Origin of the sequence: Mumia quercus, from assembly GCF_025506335.1 — a bacterium.
Lineage (GTDB): Bacteria > Actinomycetota > Actinomycetes > Propionibacteriales > Nocardioidaceae > Mumia > Mumia quercus.
Window position 1 is genome coordinate 320,277 of sequence record NZ_JANZYO010000003.1, and the last position, 16,932, is coordinate 337,208.

27 protein-coding genes are annotated in these 16,932 nt (G+C 67.1%); 26 read left to right on the forward strand and 1 reads right to left on the reverse strand.

Annotated elements, in window-relative coordinates; genetic code table 11:
- Window positions 1–62 precede the first annotated feature (62 nt).
- The 3 genes from fusA (at window position 63) to NYZ95_RS08020 (ending at window position 4,455) form a co-directional block, all read left to right on the forward strand.
- Window positions 63–2,171 carry an elongation factor G gene (gene fusA / locus NYZ95_RS08010; RefSeq protein WP_262850447.1) on the forward strand — a complete coding sequence of 703 codons (2,109 nt, stop codon included), beginning with the start codon at window positions 63–65 and terminating at the stop codon, window positions 2,169–2,171.
- Window positions 2,172–2,244: 73 nt separating this feature from the next.
- Entirely contained in the window at window positions 2,245–3,438 is a 1,194-nt protein-coding gene (gene tuf / locus NYZ95_RS08015; protein WP_262850449.1) for an elongation factor Tu, read from the forward strand.
- A 105-nt stretch (window positions 3,439–3,543) separates the two neighbouring features.
- The gene (locus NYZ95_RS08020; protein ID WP_262850451.1) at window positions 3,544–4,455 is read left to right on the forward strand and encodes a cation diffusion facilitator family transporter; all 912 of its coding nucleotides are present in this window, start codon (window positions 3,544–3,546) and stop codon (window positions 4,453–4,455) included.
- Between the two features lie 10 nt (window positions 4,456–4,465).
- On the opposite strand, the gene NYZ95_RS08025 is transcribed toward NYZ95_RS08020, so the two are convergent.
- Window positions 4,466–4,951 (reverse strand): nucleoside deaminase, encoded by a 486-nt coding sequence (locus tag NYZ95_RS08025; protein WP_262850453.1) that lies wholly within the window; start codon window positions 4,949–4,951, stop codon window positions 4,466–4,468.
- A gap of 404 nt (window positions 4,952–5,355) precedes the next feature.
- On the opposite strand from NYZ95_RS08025, the gene rpsJ reads away from it, so the two are divergent.
- The 23 genes from rpsJ to NYZ95_RS08140 all read left to right on the forward strand — a co-directional run bounded on the left by rpsJ (window position 5,356) and on the right by NYZ95_RS08140 (window position 16,927).
- On the forward strand, window positions 5,356–5,664 hold the full coding sequence (gene rpsJ / locus NYZ95_RS08030; protein ID WP_039345402.1) for a 30S ribosomal protein S10: 309 nt from the start codon (window positions 5,356–5,358) through the stop codon (window positions 5,662–5,664).
- Between the two features lie 10 nt (window positions 5,665–5,674).
- The gene (gene rplC, locus NYZ95_RS08035) at window positions 5,675–6,334 is read left to right on the forward strand and encodes a 50S ribosomal protein L3 (protein WP_262850455.1); all 660 of its coding nucleotides are present in this window, start codon (window positions 5,675–5,677) and stop codon (window positions 6,332–6,334) included.
- Window positions 6,331–6,990, forward strand: a complete 660-nt coding sequence (rplD, locus tag NYZ95_RS08040; protein ID WP_262850457.1) for a 50S ribosomal protein L4 — start codon at window positions 6,331–6,333, stop codon at window positions 6,988–6,990. Before rplC ends, rplD begins: the two co-directional genes overlap by 4 nt.
- Window positions 6,987–7,292, forward strand: coding sequence for a 50S ribosomal protein L23 (gene rplW / locus NYZ95_RS08045; protein ID WP_262850459.1), 306 nt, complete (start codon window positions 6,987–6,989; stop codon window positions 7,290–7,292). The genes rplD and rplW overlap by 4 nt, the downstream gene beginning before the upstream one ends.
- Before the next feature lie 21 nt (window positions 7,293–7,313).
- Complete coding sequence (gene rplB, locus NYZ95_RS08050) at window positions 7,314–8,144, forward strand: 50S ribosomal protein L2 (protein WP_262850461.1); 831 nt, start codon at window positions 7,314–7,316, stop codon at window positions 8,142–8,144.
- Between the two features lie 13 nt (window positions 8,145–8,157).
- Window positions 8,158–8,439, forward strand: coding sequence for a 30S ribosomal protein S19 (gene rpsS, locus NYZ95_RS08055; protein ID WP_262850463.1), 282 nt, complete (start codon window positions 8,158–8,160; stop codon window positions 8,437–8,439).
- Window positions 8,440–8,468: 29 nt separating this feature from the next.
- Complete coding sequence (rplV, locus tag NYZ95_RS08060) at window positions 8,469–8,915, forward strand: 50S ribosomal protein L22 (protein WP_262850465.1); 447 nt, start codon at window positions 8,469–8,471, stop codon at window positions 8,913–8,915.
- On the forward strand, window positions 8,915–9,751 hold the full coding sequence (rpsC, locus tag NYZ95_RS08065; RefSeq protein WP_262850467.1) for a 30S ribosomal protein S3: 837 nt from the start codon (window positions 8,915–8,917) through the stop codon (window positions 9,749–9,751). Before rplV ends, rpsC begins: the two co-directional genes overlap by 1 nt.
- 3 nt (window positions 9,752–9,754) lie before the next feature.
- Window positions 9,755–10,174 (forward strand): 50S ribosomal protein L16, encoded by a 420-nt coding sequence (gene rplP / locus NYZ95_RS08070; protein ID WP_167005679.1) that lies wholly within the window; start codon window positions 9,755–9,757, stop codon window positions 10,172–10,174.
- Window positions 10,174–10,398, forward strand: a complete 225-nt coding sequence (gene rpmC, locus NYZ95_RS08075) for a 50S ribosomal protein L29 (protein WP_262850470.1) — start codon at window positions 10,174–10,176, stop codon at window positions 10,396–10,398. Before rplP ends, rpmC begins: the two co-directional genes overlap by 1 nt.
- Complete coding sequence (gene rpsQ, locus NYZ95_RS08080) at window positions 10,395–10,670, forward strand: 30S ribosomal protein S17 (RefSeq protein ID WP_262850472.1); 276 nt, start codon at window positions 10,395–10,397, stop codon at window positions 10,668–10,670. Before rpmC ends, rpsQ begins: the two co-directional genes overlap by 4 nt.
- A gap of 64 nt (window positions 10,671–10,734) precedes the next feature.
- Window positions 10,735–11,103 (forward strand): 50S ribosomal protein L14, encoded by a 369-nt coding sequence (rplN, locus tag NYZ95_RS08085; RefSeq protein WP_139087795.1) that lies wholly within the window; start codon window positions 10,735–10,737, stop codon window positions 11,101–11,103.
- Window positions 11,103–11,471 carry a 50S ribosomal protein L24 gene (rplX, locus tag NYZ95_RS08090; protein WP_262850474.1) on the forward strand — a complete coding sequence of 123 codons (369 nt, stop codon included), beginning with the start codon at window positions 11,103–11,105 and terminating at the stop codon, window positions 11,469–11,471. Before rplN ends, rplX begins: the two co-directional genes overlap by 1 nt.
- The gene (rplE, locus tag NYZ95_RS08095; RefSeq protein WP_262850476.1) at window positions 11,471–12,040 is read left to right on the forward strand and encodes a 50S ribosomal protein L5; all 570 of its coding nucleotides are present in this window, start codon (window positions 11,471–11,473) and stop codon (window positions 12,038–12,040) included. The genes rplX and rplE overlap by 1 nt, the downstream gene beginning before the upstream one ends.
- A gap of 2 nt (window positions 12,041–12,042) precedes the next feature.
- Entirely contained in the window at window positions 12,043–12,228 is a 186-nt protein-coding gene (locus tag NYZ95_RS08100; RefSeq protein WP_139087798.1) for a type Z 30S ribosomal protein S14, read from the forward strand.
- A 75-nt stretch (window positions 12,229–12,303) separates the two neighbouring features.
- On the forward strand, window positions 12,304–12,711 hold the full coding sequence (gene rpsH / locus NYZ95_RS08105; protein ID WP_262850478.1) for a 30S ribosomal protein S8: 408 nt from the start codon (window positions 12,304–12,306) through the stop codon (window positions 12,709–12,711).
- A 16-nt stretch (window positions 12,712–12,727) separates the two neighbouring features.
- Window positions 12,728–13,270: a 50S ribosomal protein L6 gene (gene rplF, locus NYZ95_RS08110; RefSeq protein ID WP_262850480.1), complete on the forward strand. Its 543-nt coding sequence runs from the start codon at window positions 12,728–12,730 to the stop codon at window positions 13,268–13,270.
- Window positions 13,270–13,653, forward strand: a complete 384-nt coding sequence (gene rplR / locus NYZ95_RS08115; RefSeq protein WP_262850483.1) for a 50S ribosomal protein L18 — start codon at window positions 13,270–13,272, stop codon at window positions 13,651–13,653. Before rplF ends, rplR begins: the two co-directional genes overlap by 1 nt.
- Before the next feature lie 26 nt (window positions 13,654–13,679).
- Window positions 13,680–14,282 carry a 30S ribosomal protein S5 gene (gene rpsE, locus NYZ95_RS08120; RefSeq protein ID WP_262850485.1) on the forward strand — a complete coding sequence of 201 codons (603 nt, stop codon included), beginning with the start codon at window positions 13,680–13,682 and terminating at the stop codon, window positions 14,280–14,282.
- A complete protein-coding gene (rpmD, locus tag NYZ95_RS08125; RefSeq protein ID WP_167005657.1) occupies window positions 14,282–14,464 on the forward strand; it encodes a 50S ribosomal protein L30 in 183 nt (60 codons plus the stop codon). Before rpsE ends, rpmD begins: the two co-directional genes overlap by 1 nt.
- Window positions 14,465–14,478: 14 nt before the next feature.
- Window positions 14,479–14,919 (forward strand): 50S ribosomal protein L15, encoded by a 441-nt coding sequence (gene rplO, locus NYZ95_RS08130; protein WP_167251632.1) that lies wholly within the window; start codon window positions 14,479–14,481, stop codon window positions 14,917–14,919.
- A gap of 131 nt (window positions 14,920–15,050) precedes the next feature.
- Window positions 15,051–16,358: a preprotein translocase subunit SecY gene (secY, locus tag NYZ95_RS08135; RefSeq protein ID WP_262850504.1), complete on the forward strand. Its 1,308-nt coding sequence runs from the start codon at window positions 15,051–15,053 to the stop codon at window positions 16,356–16,358.
- Window positions 16,355–16,927: an adenylate kinase gene (locus tag NYZ95_RS08140; protein WP_262850506.1), complete on the forward strand. Its 573-nt coding sequence runs from the start codon at window positions 16,355–16,357 to the stop codon at window positions 16,925–16,927. The genes secY and NYZ95_RS08140 overlap by 4 nt, the downstream gene beginning before the upstream one ends.
- The last annotated feature ends 5 nt before the right edge of the window (window positions 16,928–16,932 follow it).

The window sequence follows — 16,932 nt, forward strand, 5'->3', positions numbered from 1 at the left end:
TCTGCGGGCCTGCGGCAGTCAACGCCTGATTCGACTCACGACAGCAAGGGAAGTCAGCCAAGGTGGCCGTAGACATCACCACCAACCTCGCCACGGTGCGCAACATCGGCATCATGGCGCACATCGACGCGGGCAAGACGACGACGACCGAGCGCATCCTGTTCTACACCGGCATCACCTACAAGATCGGTGAGGTCCACGAGGGCGCTGCCACGATGGACTGGATGGAGCAGGAGCAGGAGCGCGGCATCACCATCACGTCGGCCGCGACGACCTGCTGGTGGAAGAACCACCAGATCAACATCATCGACACGCCTGGTCACGTCGACTTCACCGTCGAGGTGGAGCGCTCGCTGCGCGTGCTCGACGGTGCGGTGGCCGTGTTCGACGGCGTCGCCGGCGTCGAGCCGCAGTCGCAGACCGTGTGGCGCCAGGCCAACAAGTACCGCGTGCCGCGGATGTGCTTCGTCAACAAGCTCGACCGCACCGGTGCCGACTTCTTCTACTGCGTCGACACGATCGTCGAGCGCCTGAACGCCAACCCGGCGGTCCTGCAGCTCCCGATCGGCGCGGAGTCGGACTTCCTCGGTGTCGTCGACCTCGTCGGCATGCGCGCCCTCACGTGGCGCGGCGAGACCCAGATCGGCGAGGACTACACGGTCGAGGAGATCCCGGCCGAGCTCGCCGACAAGGCCGCCGAGTACCGCGAGAAGCTGCTCGAGACCGTCGCGACCGCCGACGACGAGCTCATGGAGCTCTACCTCGAGGGCGAGGACATCGACGTCGACACGCTGAAGGCCGCGATCCGTCGCGCCACGCTGGCCGACAAGATCGTCCCGGTCCTGTGCGGCACCGCGTTCAAGAACAAGGGCGTCCAGCCCCTGCTCGACGCGGTCGTCGACTACCTGCCGTCGCCGGTCGACGTCGGTTCGGTCGCCGGCCACAAGGTCGGCGACGAGGAGACCGAGATCACGCGCCAGCCGAGCGAGGAGGAGCCCTTCTCCGCCCTGGCGTTCAAGATCGCGGCCGACCCACACCTCGGCAAGCTCACGTACGTCCGCGTCTACTCGGGCCGTCTGGAGGCCGGGACCCAGGTCCTGAACTCTGTGAAGGGCCGCAAGGAGCGGATCGGCAAGATCTACCAGATGCACGCCAACAAGCGCGAGGAGATCGCGTCGGTCGGTGCCGGTCAGATCGTCGCCGTGATGGGCCTCAAGGACACCACCACGGGTGAGACGCTCGCCGACCCGGGCAACCCGGTCGTGCTCGAGTCGATGACCTTCCCGGCTCCGGTGATCCAGGTGGCCATCGAGCCCAAGACCAAGAGCGACCAGGAGAAGCTCGGCGTCGCCATCCAGCGTCTCGCCGAGGAGGACCCGACGTTCACGGTCCACACCGACGAGGAGACCGGGCAGACCATCATCGCCGGCATGGGCGAGCTGCACCTGGACATCCTCGTGGACCGCATGAAGCGCGAGTTCCGCGTCGAGGCCAACGTCGGCAAGCCGCAGGTCGCGTACCGCGAGACCATCAAGCGCAAGGTCGAGAAGGTCTCGTACACCCACAAGAAGCAGACCGGTGGTTCGGGCCAGTTCGCCAAGGTCCTCATCAGCATCGAGCCCACGGGCCCGGTCGTTGGTGGCGAGGGCGGATACGAGTTCGTCAACGAGATCACCGGTGGACGCGTCCCGCGGGAGTACATCCCCGCTGTTGACGAGGGCGCCCAGGAAGCCATGGAGTTCGGCGTTCTCGCCGGATATCCCATGGTCGACGTCAAGGTCTCGCTGACCGACGGTCAGTACCACGACGTCGACTCGTCCGAGCTCGCCTTCAAGATCGCCGGTTCCATGGCGTTCAAGGAGGCGGCACGCAAGGCAGACCCGGTGCTCCTCGAGCCGATGTTCAAGGTCGAGGTCACCACCCCTGAGTCCTATCTGGGCGACGTCATCGGCGACATCAACTCTCGCCGCGGGCAGATCCAGCAGATGACGGAACGGTCCGGTGACCGGGTCGTCGAGGCACTCGTTCCGCTCTCCGAGATGTTCGGGTACGTCGGAGACCTCCGGTCGAAGACGTCGGGGCAGGCGTCGTACTCCATGGAGTTCGACTCCTACGCCGAGGTTCCGAAGAACGTCGCAGACGAGATCATCAAGAAGGCCAGGGGCGAGTGATCGCTGGCCTGACCTAGGCTTCGATCAGCTCAACCGCACGGCGCAAGCAACATTCAATCGAGGAGGAGCCCCAGTGGCTAAGGCGAAGTTCGAGCGGACTAAGCCGCACATGAACATCGGCACCATCGGTCACATCGACCACGGTAAGACGACGCTCACGGCGGCGATTACCAAGGTGCTGCACGACAAGTACCCGGATCTGAACGAGGCCTCGGCCTTCGATCAGATCGACAAGGCTCCTGAGGAGCGCCAGCGCGGTATCACGATCTCGATCGCTCACGTCGAGTACCAGACCGAGAACCGTCACTACGCGCACGTCGACTGCCCGGGTCACGCCGACTACGTGAAGAACATGATCACGGGTGCGGCTCAGATGGACGGCGCGATCCTCGTGGTCGCCGCCACCGACGGCCCGATGCCGCAGACCCGCGAGCACGTGCTGCTCGCGCGCCAGGTCGGCGTGCCGGCCATGGTCGTCGCGCTCAACAAGTGCGACATGGTCGACGACGAGGAGCTCATCGAGCTCGTCGAGCTCGAGGTCCGTGAGCTGCTCAACGACCAGGAGTTCGACGGCGACAACGTCCCCGTCGTCCGTGTGGCCGCCTTCCCGGCGCTCAACGGCGACGCCAAGTGGGGCGAGTCGATCCTCGAGCTCATGAACGCGGTCGACGAGTACATCCCCGAGCCCCCGCGTGAGACGGACAAGCCGTTCCTCATGCCGGTCGAGGACGTCTTCACGATCACCGGTCGCGGCACCGTCATCACGGGCCGTATCGAGCGCGGCATCGTCAAGCTCAACGACACCGTCGACATCGTCGGCATCCGTCCGGAGAAGCAGACCTCGACCGTCACCGGTATCGAGATGTTCCGCAAGCTCCTCGACGAGGGCCAGGCGGGCGAGAACGTCGGCCTCCTGCTTCGTGGCACGAAGCGCGAGGACGTCGAGCGCGGCATGGTCGTGATCGCACCCGGCACGACGACTCCCCACACGGAGTTCGAGGGCCAGGTCTACATCCTGTCCAAGGAGGAGGGCGGCCGTCACACGCCGTTCTTCAACAACTACCGCCCGCAGTTCTACTTCCGCACCACGGACGTCACCGGCGTCGTCACGCTGCCCGAGGGCACCGAGATGGTCATGCCGGGCGACAACACCGAGATGTCGGTTCAGCTGATCCAGCCGATCGCGATGGACGAGGGTCTTCGTTTCGCGATCCGCGAGGGCGGTCGTACGGTCGGCGCTGGTCGCGTCACCAAGATCATCAAGTGATCCGGTCCCGGGTCTGACCCGGGTCGATCTCTGAGGAGGGCCCCGTCCTGCTGACAAGCAGGGCGGGGCCCTTCGCCGTCCGCCCGGGCGACGTATCGTGAGGGCGTGGGACACGACCATGCGCACGCGACTCCGTCGGCTCGGCAACGGCCGCGGCTGGCCTTCGTCCTCGGCCTGACCGTCCTGGTCCTTCTCGTCGAGGTCGTCGTCGCGCTGCTGGCCGGGAGCCTCGCGCTGCTCGCCGACGCGGGCCACATGCTGAGCGACTCCTTCGGCCTCGTGATGGCACTCGTCGCGGTCACGGTCGCCCAGCGGCCCGGCAGCCCTCGGCGGACCTTCGGCAACCACCGCACCGAGATCCTCGCCGCCGGCGCCAACGGTGTGATCCTTCTCGGTCTGTGCGTCGGGATCGTCGTGTCTGCGGTCCGGCGCCTCGGTGAGGCCCCCCACGTCGACTCGCCTCTGATGCTCGCCGCCGGTGTCCTCGGGTTCTGCGCGAACGTCGTGGGACTGGTCGTGCTCCGCGCCGGTGCGAAGGAGAGCCTCAACGTCAAGGGTGCCTACCTGGAGGTGCTCGGCGACGCGTTCGGCTCGGTCGCGGTGATCGTCGCCGGTGTCGTGATCGCGACGACCGGGTGGTACGCCGCCGACCCTGTGGCGTCACTCGTCATCGCCGCGCTGATCCTGCCGCGCGCGCTCGGGCTCCTGCGCGAGGTCGTCGACGTCCTCCTCGAGTCGACGCCACGTGGGCTCGACCTCGAGGAGCTGCGCTCCCACATGGCCGAGGTGCCCGGTGTGGTGGACGTGCACGACCTGCACGTCTGGACGATCACGTCCGGGATGCCCGTGATGTCGGCCCACGTCGTGGTCGACGACGAGGTCCTCGGCACCGACGCCGGCCACGGCGTCCTCGACCGCCTGCGCTGCTGCCTCTCCGACCACTTCGACGTCGAGCACTCGACCTTCCAGCTCGAGCCCGCCTCGCACGCCGAGACCGAGCAGCACACTCACCGCTGAGGCGGGAGCCTCAGTACGGCCGGCGATCGTCGTAGGCCTGCCAGGCGTCGAACGGCGCCGCAGCGTCGGCGGCCGGCAGCCTGGTCACCGGAACGGACCAGGTGTCGCGCGGGGACCTCAGGAGGCGGTAGAGGGCGAGGTCGTCGAACCCGGCGCGCTCGGCGTCCTGGCTCTCGGCCGCGTAGTAGACCGCGCCTAACCGGGCCCACATCGCGGCTGTGAGGCACATGGGGCACGGCTCGCACGAGCTGTAGAGGACGGCTCCGGGCAGGGCGAACGTCGCGCGGTCCGCGCACGCGCGGCGGATCGCGACGATCTCGGCGTGCGCCGTCGGGTCGTACGTCTTCGTCACCTGGTTCACGCCGAGGCTGACCGGTTCTGCGTCCACGACGACGAGAGCGGCGAACGGACCGCCGCCAGCGGCGACGTTGCGGGTCGCCGCATGGACGACGCGCTCCAGGTAGGGGAGATGCTCGTCGTTCGGCGTCGCGTTCATCAGCTCATTCTTGCGCGACCGGGATGGGGGGTTCGTCACGATCTGTCCCGGCAGCTCGTCGCTCGCAGGCGAGGCAGGTAGCCTGGGAGTGCCCGGGTGAGGCACGTCTCGACCCCCGATTTGGCATTACGGGTCGGGTCTGTCAGACTTGGGAAGTTGCTTCGGCGCGTCCGCATGTCTCCTGAACCGGAGACGGTGGTCGCGCCTGGCCCTGAGTGGAGCAGGCACACCCCCGGGTGCGCAGCCGCTCGAGGCCCAACCATCCAACTCCAGAGGTGTGACGGATTCGCGCGTGCCATGCGCCCGCGACACGCCCGACCTCGGGGGTCGGAGGGAGCGACGCTCTTCCTCGAGCCCGAGGTGGAGAGACCGAGGCAGTACGAAGAGAAGGACGAAGCGAGAGCATGGCGGGACAGAAGATCCGCATCAGGCTCAAGGCCTATGACCACGAGGTGATCGACACCTCGGCGCGCAAGATCGTCGACACCGTCACGCGTACGGGTGCCACGGTCGCTGGCCCGGTGCCTCTGCCGACGGAAAAGAACGTCTACTGCGTCATTCGTTCGCCGCACAAGTACAAGGACAGCCGCGAACACTTCGAGATGCGCACCCACAAGCGCCTCATCGACATCATCGACCCCACGCCGAAGACCGTCGACTCGCTGATGCGCCTCGACCTCCCCGCCGGCGTCGACATCGAGATCAAGCTCTGAGGACGATCGGATGAGCAACCAGAAGGCACCCGTCGGGCTGCTCGGGCGCAAGCTCGGCATGACCCAGACGTGGGACGAGAACAACCGCGTGGTCCCCGTGACCGTGATCGCTGCCGACACCAACGTCGTGACGCAGATCCGCACGCAGGAGACCGACGGCTACACCGCCGTCCAGATCGGTTTCGGTGAGATCGATCCGCGCAAGGTGAACAAGCCCCAGGCCGGCCACTTCGGCAAGGCCAACGTCACCCCGCGCCGTCACCTCGCCGAGATCCGCACCGAGGCCATCGCCGACTACGAGATCGGCCAGGCCGTCAGCCCCGAGGTCTTCGCGGCCGGCGACTTCGTCGACGTCACCGGCACGAGCAAGGGCAAGGGCTTCGCCGGTGTCATGAAGCGTCACGGCTTCGCCGGCGTGAGCGCCTCGCACGGTGCGCACCGTAACCACCGCAAGCCGGGTTCGATCGGCGGCTGCGCGACGCCGGGCCGGGTGTTCAAGGGTCTTCGCATGGCGGGCCACATGGGCACCGACCGCGTCACCGCGCAGAGCCTCACGGTTCACGCTGTGGACGCCGAGAAGGGCCTCATCCTCATCAAGGGTGCGGTTCCCGGCCCCAAGGGCGGCATCGTCATGATCCGCACCGGCGCCAAGAAGGGAGCCGTCAAGTGACCGCGAACCTCATCGACGTCGACCTGCCGAAGGACGTCTTCGACGCGCAGGTCAACATCCCGCTGATCCACCAGGTGGTCGTCGCCCAGCTCGCCGCCGCGCGCCAGGGCACGCACGACACCAAGACCCGCGGCGAGGTCGCCGGCGGTGGGCGCAAGCCGTACCGCCAGAAGGGCACCGGCCGCGCTCGCCAGGGCTCGATCCGTGCACCCCAGTTCACCGGTGGTGGCACGGTCCACGGTCCGACGCCGCGCAGCTACGACCAGCGCACCCCCAAGAAGATGAAGGCCGCCGCGCTCCGCGGGGCCCTCACCGACCGGGCGCGCAACGGCCGTCTGCACGTGGTCGAGTCGCTCGTCACCGGGGAGACGCCTTCGACGAAGGCCGCGCTCGCCACGCTCCGCGAGATCACGGCGCGTCCGCGCACGCTGGTCGTCGTCGAGCGCACCGACGAGCTCACGGTCAAGAGCCTGCGCAACGTGACGGGCACCCACCTCATCGAGCTCGACCAGCTCAACACGTACGACGTCCTGCTCAGCGACGACGTGGTCTTCACCAAGGCCGCGTTCGACGCCTTCGTGGCACTGCGCTCCAGCGGCGACGCCGAGACGTACAAGCTGAGCGAGGCCGCTACCGCGAAGGACGGTGACAAGTGAGCACGCTGCACAAGGATCCGCGCGACGTCCTGATCGCTCCGGTCGTCAGCGAGAAGAGCTACGGGCTCCTCGACGAGAACAAGTACACGTTCATCGTCCGTCCCGACGCCAACAAGACCGAGATCAAGATCGCCGTCGAGAAGATCTTCGGTGTCACGGTCACCGCGGTGAACACCCAGAACCGCAAGGGCAAGACGCGTCGTACGCGCTTCGGCACCGGCAAGCGTGCCGACGTCAAGCGCGCGATCGTGAGCGTCGCCCCGGGCCAGAGCATCGACATCTTCGCTGCGCCGGGCGCCTGAACGAACGAGGACTGAGTACGCATGGCAATTCGTAAGTACAAGCCGACCACCCCGGGCCGTCGTGGCTCCTCGGTGGCCGACTTCAGCGAGATCACGCGCTCGACGCCTGAGAAGTCCCTGACGCGCCCGCTGCCCAAGAAGGGCGGTCGCAACAACCAGGGCCGGATCACCACCCGTCACCAGGGCGGCGGTCACAAGCGCGCCTACCGCATCATCGACTTCAAGCGGTACGACAAGGACGGTGTGCCGGCGAAGGTCGCGCACATCGAGTACGACCCGAACCGCACCGCGCGCATCGCGCTGCTGCACTACGCCGACGGCGAGAAGCGCTACATCATCGCGCCGGAGGGTCTGAAGCAGGGCATGACGGTCGAGGCCGGTCCCGGCGCCGACATCAAGCCCGGCAACAACCTGCCGCTGCGCAACATCCCGGTCGGTACCACGGTCCACGCGATCGAGCTCCGTCCCGGCGGTGGCGCCAAGATGGGTCGCTCGGCCGGTGCCAAGGTCCAGCTGGTCGCTCGTGAGGGCAACCGCGCGCAGCTGCGTCTGCCCTCGGGCGAGATGCGCTACGTGGACGTCCGCTGCCGCGCCAGCGTGGGCGAGGTCGGCAACGCCGAGCAGTCCAACATCAACTGGGGCAAGGCAGGCCGCAACCGCTGGAAGGGCAAGCGCCCGACCGTCCGCGGTGTGGCGATGAACCCGATCGACCACCCGCACGGCGGTGGCGAGGGCAAGACCTCGGGTGGACGTAACCCGGTGTCGCCGTGGGGTCAGCCCGAGGGCCGTACCCGCAAGAAGAAGGCCAGCGACAAGCTGATCGTCCGTCGCCGCAAGACCGGAAAGCGCTGAGGAAGAACCTGACATGCCACGCAGTTTGAAGAAGGGGCCGTTCGTCGACGACCACCTGCTCAAGAAGGTCGAGACTCAGAACGAGGCCGGCACGCACACCGTCATCAAGACGTGGTCGCGCCGCTCGATGATCCTCCCGTCCTTCATCGGACACACCATCGCCGTCCACGACGGGCGCAAGCACGTGCCGGTGTTCGTCACCGACGCGATGGTGGGCCACAAGCTGGGCGAGTTCGCACCGACCCGCACCTTCCGCGGACACGTCAAGGACGACCGAAAGAGCCGCCGCCGCTGACGCGGGCGACAACCAAGGGAAGAGTTCAGATGAGCACATTGGAGCGTAAGGGCGTCAGCGCCCGACGCGAGAGCCTGCTCGGCGACGAGCCCGGTGCTTTCGCGGTCGCACGCTTCGTCCGCGTCACGCCGCAGAAGGCACGCCGGGTCGTCGACCTGGTCCGCGGCCTCGACGTGGACGAGGCGCTGGCACTGCTGCAGTTCGCGCCGCAGGCCGCAGCGACCGACGTCTACAAGCTGGTGGCGAGCGCCGTCGCCAACGCCGAGACCACCGAGGGCCTCGACCGGTCGACGCTGGTCGTCTCCGCCGTCCGCGTGGACGAGGGCCCGACGATGAAGCGCTGGCGTCCGCGTGCGCGTGGTGCGGCCAACCGCATCCTCAAGCGCACCAGCCACATCACGGTCGTCGTGCAGCCGCGCGACGCGGTGGCGCCGACTCGTACACGCAAGGCCAACAAGAAGGGTGGGAACCGCTAGTGGGACAGAAGATCAACCCGCACGGCTTCCGTCTCGGGATCTCCACCGACCACAAGAGCCGCTGGTACGCCGACAAGCTCTACAAGAGCTACGTCGGTGAGGACATCAAGATCCGTCGCCTGCTCACCAAGGGCATGGATCGCGCCGGCATCAGCCGCGTCGAGATCGAGCGCACCCGCGACCGCGTCCGTGTGGACATCCACACCGCGCGTCCGGGCATCGTGATCGGTCGTCGTGGCGCCGAGGCCGACCGCATCCGCGGCGATCTCGAGAAGCTGACCGGCAAGCAGATCCAGCTCAACATCCTCGAGGTCAAGAACCCCGAGATCGATGCGCAGCTGGTCGCCCAGGGCGTCGCCGAGCAGCTCGCCGGCCGCGTGCAGTTCCGCCGTGCGATGCGCAAGGCGCTCCAGACGACGATGCGTGCAGGCGCCAAGGGTGTCCGCATCCAGTGCTCCGGCCGTCTCGGCGGCGCGGAGATGTCGCGCTCGGAGTTCTACCGCGAGGGTCGCGTGCCGCTGCACACGCTGCGCGCCGACGTCGACTACGGCTTCTACGAGGCCAAGACGACCTTCGGCCGCATCGGCGTGAAGGTCTGGATCTACAAGGGCGAGGTCGCCGGCACCCGTGCCGAGCGCGAGGCTCAGGCCGCCGCCCGCGCAGCCGCCCCCGGTGGGCGCCAGCGTCCGGGTCGTGGCGGCGGTCGCCGTCCGGCGCGCGACGGGCAGCGCGGCGAGCGTCCCGCACGTCAGCAGGAGCAGGCCGCCGAGTCGGCTCCCGCCAGCAGTGAGGCTGCTGCCGCCCCGGCGGACGCAGCGAACGGAACGGAGAGCTGAACCATGCTGATCCCGCGTAGGGTCAAGCACCGCAAGCAGCACCACCCCAAGCGTCGTGGTGCCGCCAAGGGCGGCACGTCGCTGGCGTTCGGTGACTTCGGCATCCAGGCGGTCGAGGGTCACTACGTGACCAACCGCCAGATCGAGTCGGCGCGTATCGCGATGACCCGTCACATCAAGCGTGGCGGCAAGGTGTGGATCAACATCTACCCCGACCGTCCGCTCACCAAGAAGCCTGCCGAGACCCGCATGGGTTCCGGCAAGGGTTCCCCGGAGTGGTGGATCGCCAACGTGAAGCCCGGCCGAGTGATGTTCGAGCTCTCGGGCGTCTCGGAGCCGGTGGCACGTGAGGCGCTGCGCCGTGCGATCCACAAGCTCCCGATGAAGTGCAAGATCGTGACCCGCGAGGCAGGTGAACTCTGATGGCGAACGCCACCACCGCTGCCGACCTCCGCTCGCTGAGCGCGGAGGACCTGGCCGAGAAGCTGCGTGAGGCCAAGGAGGAGCTGTTCAACCTTCGCTTCCAGGCCGCGACCGGCCAGCTCGAGAACAACGCGCGGCTGCGTACGGTGCGCAAGGACATCGCGCGCATCTACACCGTCGTCCGCGAGCGCGAGCTCGGCATCATCGAAAGTGAAGAGGCATGAGCACGAGTAACACCGCAGGCGAGCGCAACCGCCGCAAGGTACGTGAGGGCCTCGTCGTCAGCGACAAGATGGACAAGACCGTCGTCGTGAGCGTCGAGGACCGCGTCAAGCACGCCCTGTACGGCAAGGTCATGCGCCGTACGAGCAAGCTCAAGGCGCACGACGAGGCGAACGAGGCCGGCATCGGCGACCGCGTGCTGATCGCGGAGACCCGACCGCTCTCGGCCACCAAGCGCTGGCGCCTCGTCGAGATCCTCGAGAAGGCCAAGTAACCACTCGTTCCGCCAGGCTCGCGGCTGACCCCGTGAGAACCGGCGAGACAACAGGAGAGAACCGATGATCCAGCAGGAGTCGCGACTCAAGGTCGCCGACAACACCGGTGCGAAGGAGATCCTTTGCATCCGCGTGCTCGGCGGTTCCGGTCGTCGATACGCAGGGATCGGCGACACCATCGTCGCCACCGTCAAGGACGCGATCCCGGGCGGGAACGTCAAGAAGGGCGACGTGGTCAAGGCCGTCGTCGTCCGCACCGCGAAGGAGCGCCGTCGTCCGGACGGCTCCTACATCCGGTTCGACGAGAACGCCGCAGTCATCTTGAAGAACGATGGTGAGCCCCGTGGCACGCGCATCTTCGGCCCCGTGGGCCGTGAGCTGCGCGACAAGCGGTTCATGCGCATCATCTCGCTCGCCCCGGAGGTGCTGTGATGGCTGCCAAGAAGAGTCTGAACATCAAGAAGGGTGACCAGGTCCGCGTGCTGTCCGGCAAGGACCGCGGTGTCGAGGGCAAGGTCATCGCGGTGATCCCCGAGACCGAGCGCGTCATCGTCGAGGGCGTGAACCGGATCAAGCGGCACCAGAAGGCGCTGCAGCCGGGCACGACCAGCTCGATCATCACCAAGGAGGCCCCGATCCACGTCTCGAACGTGGCGCTCCTGGTCGAGGTCGACGGCGAGAAGGTCACCACCCGCGTCGGCTTCCGTCGTGACGACGTCACCAAGAAGCGCGCGGACGGCTCCACCTACACGGCGCAGCGCAGCGTGCGCGTCGCCAAGCGCACCGGAGAGGAGATCTGATGACCGCCGAGACCGCAGAGAAGGTCACGCCGCGCGTCAAGACGCGCTACCGCGAGGAGATCCTCCCGGCACTGCGTGAGGAGTTCTCGTACGAGAACGTCATGCAGGTCCCGGGCCTGACCAAGGTCGTCGTCAACATGGGCGTCGGCGAGGCAGCTCGTGACTCGAAGCTCATCGAGGGCGCGATCCGCGACCTGGCCGCGATCACCGGCCAGAAGCCGCAGGTCACCCGGGCACGCAAGTCCATCGCGCAGTTCAAGCTGCGCGAGGGCATGCCCATCGGTGCGCACGTGACGCTGCGCGGCGACCGGATGTGGGAGTTCCTCGACCGTCTGCTGACGATCGCCCTCCCGCGTATCCGCGACTTCCGCGGCCTCTCGCCGAAGCAGTTCGACGGCCGGGGCAACTACACGTTCGGTCTCACGGAGCAGGTCATGTTCCACGAGATCGATCAGGACAAGATCGACCGTACGCGTGGCATGGACATCACCATCGTCACCACGGCGACCAATGACGAGGAGGGGCGCGCGCTCCTCACCAAGCTCGGCTTCCCCTTCAAGGAGAACTGACAATGGCGAAGACCTCGCTCAAGGTGAAGGCCGCGCGCAAGCCGAAGTACGCCGTGCGCGCCTACACCCGCTGCCAGCGCTGTGGCCGTCCGAAGTCCGTCTACCGCAAGTTCGGCCTGTGCCGGATCTGCCTGCGGACCATGGCTCACCGCGGTGAGCTCCCGGGCGTCACGAAGAGCTCCTGGTAATCCCGACTCGACCCTGAACGCCGCAGGTCCGGACCGCAGGTACGGAAACCGTGGCAGGAAAGTGGAAACACACTCATGACGATGACTGATCCGATCGCGGACATGCTGACGCGTGTCCGTAACGGCAACCAGGCGTTCCACGACGAGGTGAGCATGCCTTACAGCAAGCTCAAGGCCGGCGTCGCGGACATCCTGAAGCAAGAGGGCTACATCACGGACTACTCCGTGGCGGAGCCGGCCGAGGGTGAGGTGGGCAAGACGCTCACCGTCACGCTCAAGTACGGCCAGCACCGCGAGCGCGCGATCTCCGGCATCCGGCGCATCAGCAAGCCGGGCCTGCGCGTGTACGCGAAGTCGAACAACCTGCCGAAGGTGCTCGGTGGCCTGGGCGTGGCGATCATCTCCACGAGCCAGGGCCTCCTCACCGACAAGCAGGCCAAGTACAAGCGCGTGGGCGGCGAAGTCCTCGCGTACGTCTGGTGACGGGAGGAGAAAACACATGTCACGTATTGGCAAGCAGCCGGTGACGGTTCCTTCCGGTGTCGACGTCGCGATCGACGGCCAGGTCGTCACGGTCAAGGGTCCCAAGGGCTCGCTGTCGCACACCGTGGCCGCACCGATCACCGCCAGCAAGGGCGAGGACGGCGCGATCTCGGTCGAGCGTCCGAACGACGAGCGGCAGAACCGCTCGCTCCACGGCCTGACGCGCACGCTGATCAACAACATGGTGATCGGTGTGACCCAGGGCTACGAGAAGAAGCTCGAGCTGGTCGGCGTCGGTTACCGCGTCCTGGCGAAGGGCCCTGCCGCGATCGAGCTCAACCTCGGCTTCAGCCACCCGGTGCCCTTCGAGGCTCCGGAGGGTGTGACCTTCACGGTCGAGTCGCCGACGAAGCTCACCGTGTCGGGGATCGACAAGCAGCAGGTCGGCGAGGTTGCGGCCAACATCCGCAAGCTGCGCAAGCCCGAGCCGTACAAGGGCAAGGGTGTGCGTTACGCCGGCGAGCACGTTCGCCGCAAGGCCGGGAAGGCTGGTAAGTAATGGCTATCGCTCTCAAGCACCGCAAGCACGAGGCTGCGCGTATCGCGGGGCGTCGCCGCCGCCAGGTCCGTGGCCGCAAGCGGGTCGCAGGGACGCAGGAGCGTCCCCGTCTGGTGATCACGCGGTCGAGCCGTCACATCGTCGCTCAGGTCGTCAACGACCTCGAGGGCCGTACGCTTGCGTCGGCGTCGTCGATGGAGGCCGATCTGCGCACCCTCGACGGTGACAAGACCGCCAAGGCCCGTCGCGTCGGTGAGCTGATCGCCGACCGCGCGAAGGTCGCCGGGGTCGAGTCCGTCGTGTTCGACCGCGCAGGGAACAAGTACCAGGGGCGCGTCGCCGCCCTGGCCGAGGGCGCCCGCGAGGGCGGCCTGGCCTTCTGAGCCACACGAGAGAAGAGGACAGTCGAATGAGCGGAGCCCAGCGCCGCAGTGGCGGCGGGGACCGTCGGGGTCGCGGTCGCGACTCGGCGGACAAGACCGCATACATCGAGAAGGTCGTCGGCATCAACCGCGTGGCCAAGGTCGTCAAGGGCGGACGTCGGTTCAGCTTCACGGCCCTGGTCGTCGTCGGTGACGGCGACGGCATGGTCGGCGTCGGCTACGGCAAGGCGAAGGAGGTGCCGACCGCCATCCAGAAGGGTGTCGAGGAGGCGAAGAAGTCCTTCTTCCGCGTGCCGCGCATCCAGGGGACCATCCCGCACCCCGTGCAGGGTGAGAAGGCCGCCGGCGTCGTCATGCTGCGCCCGGCCGCACCCGGTACCGGTGTGATCGCGGGTGGCCCGGTCCGCGCCGTGCTCGAGGCCGCCGGCATCCACGACGTGCTGAGCAAGTCGCTCGGTTCGTCGAACGCGATCAACATCGTGCACGCGACCATCCAGGCGCTGAAGGAGCTCGAGTCGCCCCAGGACGTGGCAGACCGCCGCGGCCTGTCGGTCGAGCACGTCACGCCGGCCGCGCTGCTCAAGTCCAGCAAGGAGCCCACGCAGGCTCCGGCGCAGGCAGGTGCGTGATGGCGAAGCTGCAGGTGACCCAGGTGCGCTCGGCCATCGGGCGCAAGCAGAACCAGCGTGAGACCCTGCGTACGCTCGGTCTCAAGCGCATCGGCGACGTCGTCGTCAAGGAGGACCGTCCCGAGATCCGCGGGATGATCGCGACGGTTCCTCACCTCGTCGACGTCAAGACTGTGGACTGAGGGGAGGAACTGACATGACGCTCAAGCTGCACCACCTCCGCCCCGCACCGGGCGCGAAGACGGCCAAGACCCGTGTGGGTCGCGGTGAGGGAAGCAAGGGCAAGACCGCGGGCCGCGGCACCAAGGGCACCAGTGCCCGTTACCAGGTGCCGGTCGGGTTCGAGGGCGGCCAGGTCCCGATCCACATGCGCCTCCCGAAGCTCGGCGGCTTCAAGAGCCCGTTCAAGGTGGAGTACCAGGTCGTGAACCTGACCCGCCTCGGCGAGCTCTTCCCCGAGGGTGGCACCGTCGACGTGGCCGCACTGGTCGCGAAGGGTGCCGTCCGCAAGGGACAGCCTGTCAAGGTGCTGGGGAACGGCGAGATCTCGGTCGCGGTCCAGGTGACCGCGAACAAGTTCTCGGCCTCGGCCAAGAGCAAGATCGAAGCAGCCGGCGGCTCGACCACCGAGCTCTGAGATCTCTTCGACATGAGACATGGCGGTCTCTGACAGCTGCCTTTTAGGTGGCTGTTAGAGTCGCCATGTTTCGCTTCACCCCATACCGCACACGCACGGGACACCGTCGCCGCTGTCCATAGGAGGGACCGGTGCTCAGCGCCTTCGCCAACGCGTTCAAGACGCCTGATCTACGTAAGAAGATCTTGTTCGTCTTGTTCATCCTCGTGCTGTTCCGGATGGGCTCCATGCTCCCGGCCCCCGGCGTCAACGTGGAGAACGTCCAGTTCTGCCTCAACGCCGCGACCTCCGGTGAGAACGCGAACAGTCTGTTCAACCTCCTCAACGTCTTCTCCGGCGGCGCGCTGCTCCAGCTGACGATCTTCGCGCTCGGCATCATGCCGTACATCACCGCGAGCATCATCCTGCAGCTGCTGACGGTGGTCATCCCGCGTCTGGAGACCCTCAAGAAGGAGGGCCAGGCGGGCCAGGCGAAGATCACGCAGTACACGCGCTACCTGACTCTCGGCCTCGCCGTCCTCCAGGGCGCCGGCATCGTGGCGATGGCACGCTCGGGTGCCCTCTTCGGCAACCAGTGCCAGCGTGACCTGCTGCACGACACCGACTCGATCGCCCTCTTCCTCCTCATCGTGCTCACGATGGTGGCCGGCACCGCGATGATCATGTGGTTCGGCGAGCTCATCACCGACCGCGGCGTCGGCAACGGCATGTCGCTGCTGATCTTCACGCAGATCGTGGCCACGTTCCCCGGCACGATGTGGCTCATCAAGGAGCAGAAGGGCTGGGGCGTCTTCGCGATCGTCGTCGCCGTCGGTCTCGCCGTCGTCGCAGCCGTCATCTTCATCGAGCAGGCGCAGCGCCGGATCCCGGTGCAGTACGCCCGCCGCATGGTGGGCCGCAAGATGTTCGGCGGCTCCTCCACGTACATCCCTCTGAAGGTGAACCAGGCCGGCGTCATCCCGGTGATCTTCGCCTCGAGCCTCCTGTACCTGCCTGCGCTGGCCGCGCAGTTCAACCAGGGCAAGGGCTGGGCCAACTGGGTCAACGAGAACTTCGTCCAGGGCGACCACCCCGTCTACATGCTCACCTTCTTCCTGCTGATCGTCTTCTTCACGTACTTCTACGTGTCGATCACGTTCAACCCGAAGGAGGTCGCCGACAACATGAAGAAGTACGGCGGCTTCATCCCCGGCATCCGTGCCGGACGCCCCACCGAGCAGTACCTCGGGTACGTGCTCTCGCGCATCACCTTCCCCGGTTCGCTGTACCTCGGTCTGGTGGCACTCATCCCGCTGCTGGCCTTCATGCTGGTCGACGCCAACCAGAACTTCCCGTTCGGCGGTACGACGCTCCTCATCATCGTGGGCGTCGGCCTCGACACGGTGAAGCAGATCGAGAGCCAGCTGCAGCAGCGCAACTACGAAGGGTTCCTCAAGTGACGCGTCTCCTGTTCATGGGTCCTCCGGGTGCCGGCAAGGGCACCCAGGCGACTCTGCTTGCCGAGAAGCTCGGCATCCCGCAGATCTCCACCGGCGACATCTTCCGCGCGAACGTCTCTGAGGGGACCGAGCTCGGTGTGCTGGCGAAGGCCTACATGGACAAGGGCGAGTACGTTCCCGACGAGGTCACGAACGCGATGGTGCGCGACCGGCTCGGGCAGGACGACGCACGCAACGGCTTCCTCCTCGACGGCTACCCGCGCACGGTGGACCAGGTCCACACCCTCGACGGGATCCTCGACGAGCTCGGTGAGAGCCTCGACGCCGTCGTCGAGCTCGTCGTCGAGCGCGAGGAGCTCATCACGCGCCTCCTCAAGCGCGCCGAGACCTCGGGCCGCACCGACGACACCGAGGACGTGATCCGTCACCGCCAGGAGGTGTACGAGGCGCAGACCTCGCCGCTGCTGGCGGTCTACGCCGACCGTGGCCTCCTCGTGAAGGTCGACGGGTTCGGTGACATCGACGAGGTGCAGAACCGCATCCTCGCCGCGCTCCCGCAGGCGGGCTAGACCCT

What these genes read in the sequence shown, in the direction of transcription:
- NYZ95_RS08025 (WP_262850453.1), bottom strand. Translation starts at nt 4,951, where the DNA reads ATGAACGCGACGCCGAACGACGAGCATCTCCCCTACCTGGAGCGCGTC.
- rpsJ (WP_039345402.1), top strand. Translation starts at nt 5,356, where the DNA reads ATGGCGGGACAGAAGATCCGCATCAGGCTCAAGGCCTATGACCACGAG.
- rplC (WP_262850455.1), top strand. Translation starts at nt 5,675, where the DNA reads ATGAGCAACCAGAAGGCACCCGTCGGGCTGCTCGGGCGCAAGCTCGGC.
- rplB (WP_262850461.1), top strand. Translation starts at nt 7,314, where the DNA reads ATGGCAATTCGTAAGTACAAGCCGACCACCCCGGGCCGTCGTGGCTCC.
- rpsS (WP_262850463.1), top strand. Translation starts at nt 8,158, where the DNA reads ATGCCACGCAGTTTGAAGAAGGGGCCGTTCGTCGACGACCACCTGCTC.
- rplV (WP_262850465.1), top strand. Translation starts at nt 8,469, where the DNA reads ATGAGCACATTGGAGCGTAAGGGCGTCAGCGCCCGACGCGAGAGCCTG.
- rplP (WP_167005679.1), top strand. Translation starts at nt 9,755, where the DNA reads ATGCTGATCCCGCGTAGGGTCAAGCACCGCAAGCAGCACCACCCCAAG.
- rpmC (WP_262850470.1), top strand. Translation starts at nt 10,174, where the DNA reads ATGGCGAACGCCACCACCGCTGCCGACCTCCGCTCGCTGAGCGCGGAG.
- rpsQ (WP_262850472.1), top strand. Translation starts at nt 10,395, where the DNA reads ATGAGCACGAGTAACACCGCAGGCGAGCGCAACCGCCGCAAGGTACGT.
- rplN (WP_139087795.1), top strand. Translation starts at nt 10,735, where the DNA reads ATGATCCAGCAGGAGTCGCGACTCAAGGTCGCCGACAACACCGGTGCG.
- rplX (WP_262850474.1), top strand. Translation starts at nt 11,103, where the DNA reads ATGGCTGCCAAGAAGAGTCTGAACATCAAGAAGGGTGACCAGGTCCGC.
- rplE (WP_262850476.1), top strand. Translation starts at nt 11,471, where the DNA reads ATGACCGCCGAGACCGCAGAGAAGGTCACGCCGCGCGTCAAGACGCGC.
- NYZ95_RS08100 (WP_139087798.1), top strand. Translation starts at nt 12,043, where the DNA reads ATGGCGAAGACCTCGCTCAAGGTGAAGGCCGCGCGCAAGCCGAAGTAC.
- rpsH (WP_262850478.1), top strand. Translation starts at nt 12,304, where the DNA reads ATGACGATGACTGATCCGATCGCGGACATGCTGACGCGTGTCCGTAAC.
- rplF (WP_262850480.1), top strand. Translation starts at nt 12,728, where the DNA reads ATGTCACGTATTGGCAAGCAGCCGGTGACGGTTCCTTCCGGTGTCGAC.
- rplR (WP_262850483.1), top strand. Translation starts at nt 13,270, where the DNA reads ATGGCTATCGCTCTCAAGCACCGCAAGCACGAGGCTGCGCGTATCGCG.
- rpsE (WP_262850485.1), top strand. Translation starts at nt 13,680, where the DNA reads ATGAGCGGAGCCCAGCGCCGCAGTGGCGGCGGGGACCGTCGGGGTCGC.
- rpmD (WP_167005657.1), top strand. Translation starts at nt 14,282, where the DNA reads ATGGCGAAGCTGCAGGTGACCCAGGTGCGCTCGGCCATCGGGCGCAAG.
- rplO (WP_167251632.1), top strand. Translation starts at nt 14,479, where the DNA reads ATGACGCTCAAGCTGCACCACCTCCGCCCCGCACCGGGCGCGAAGACG.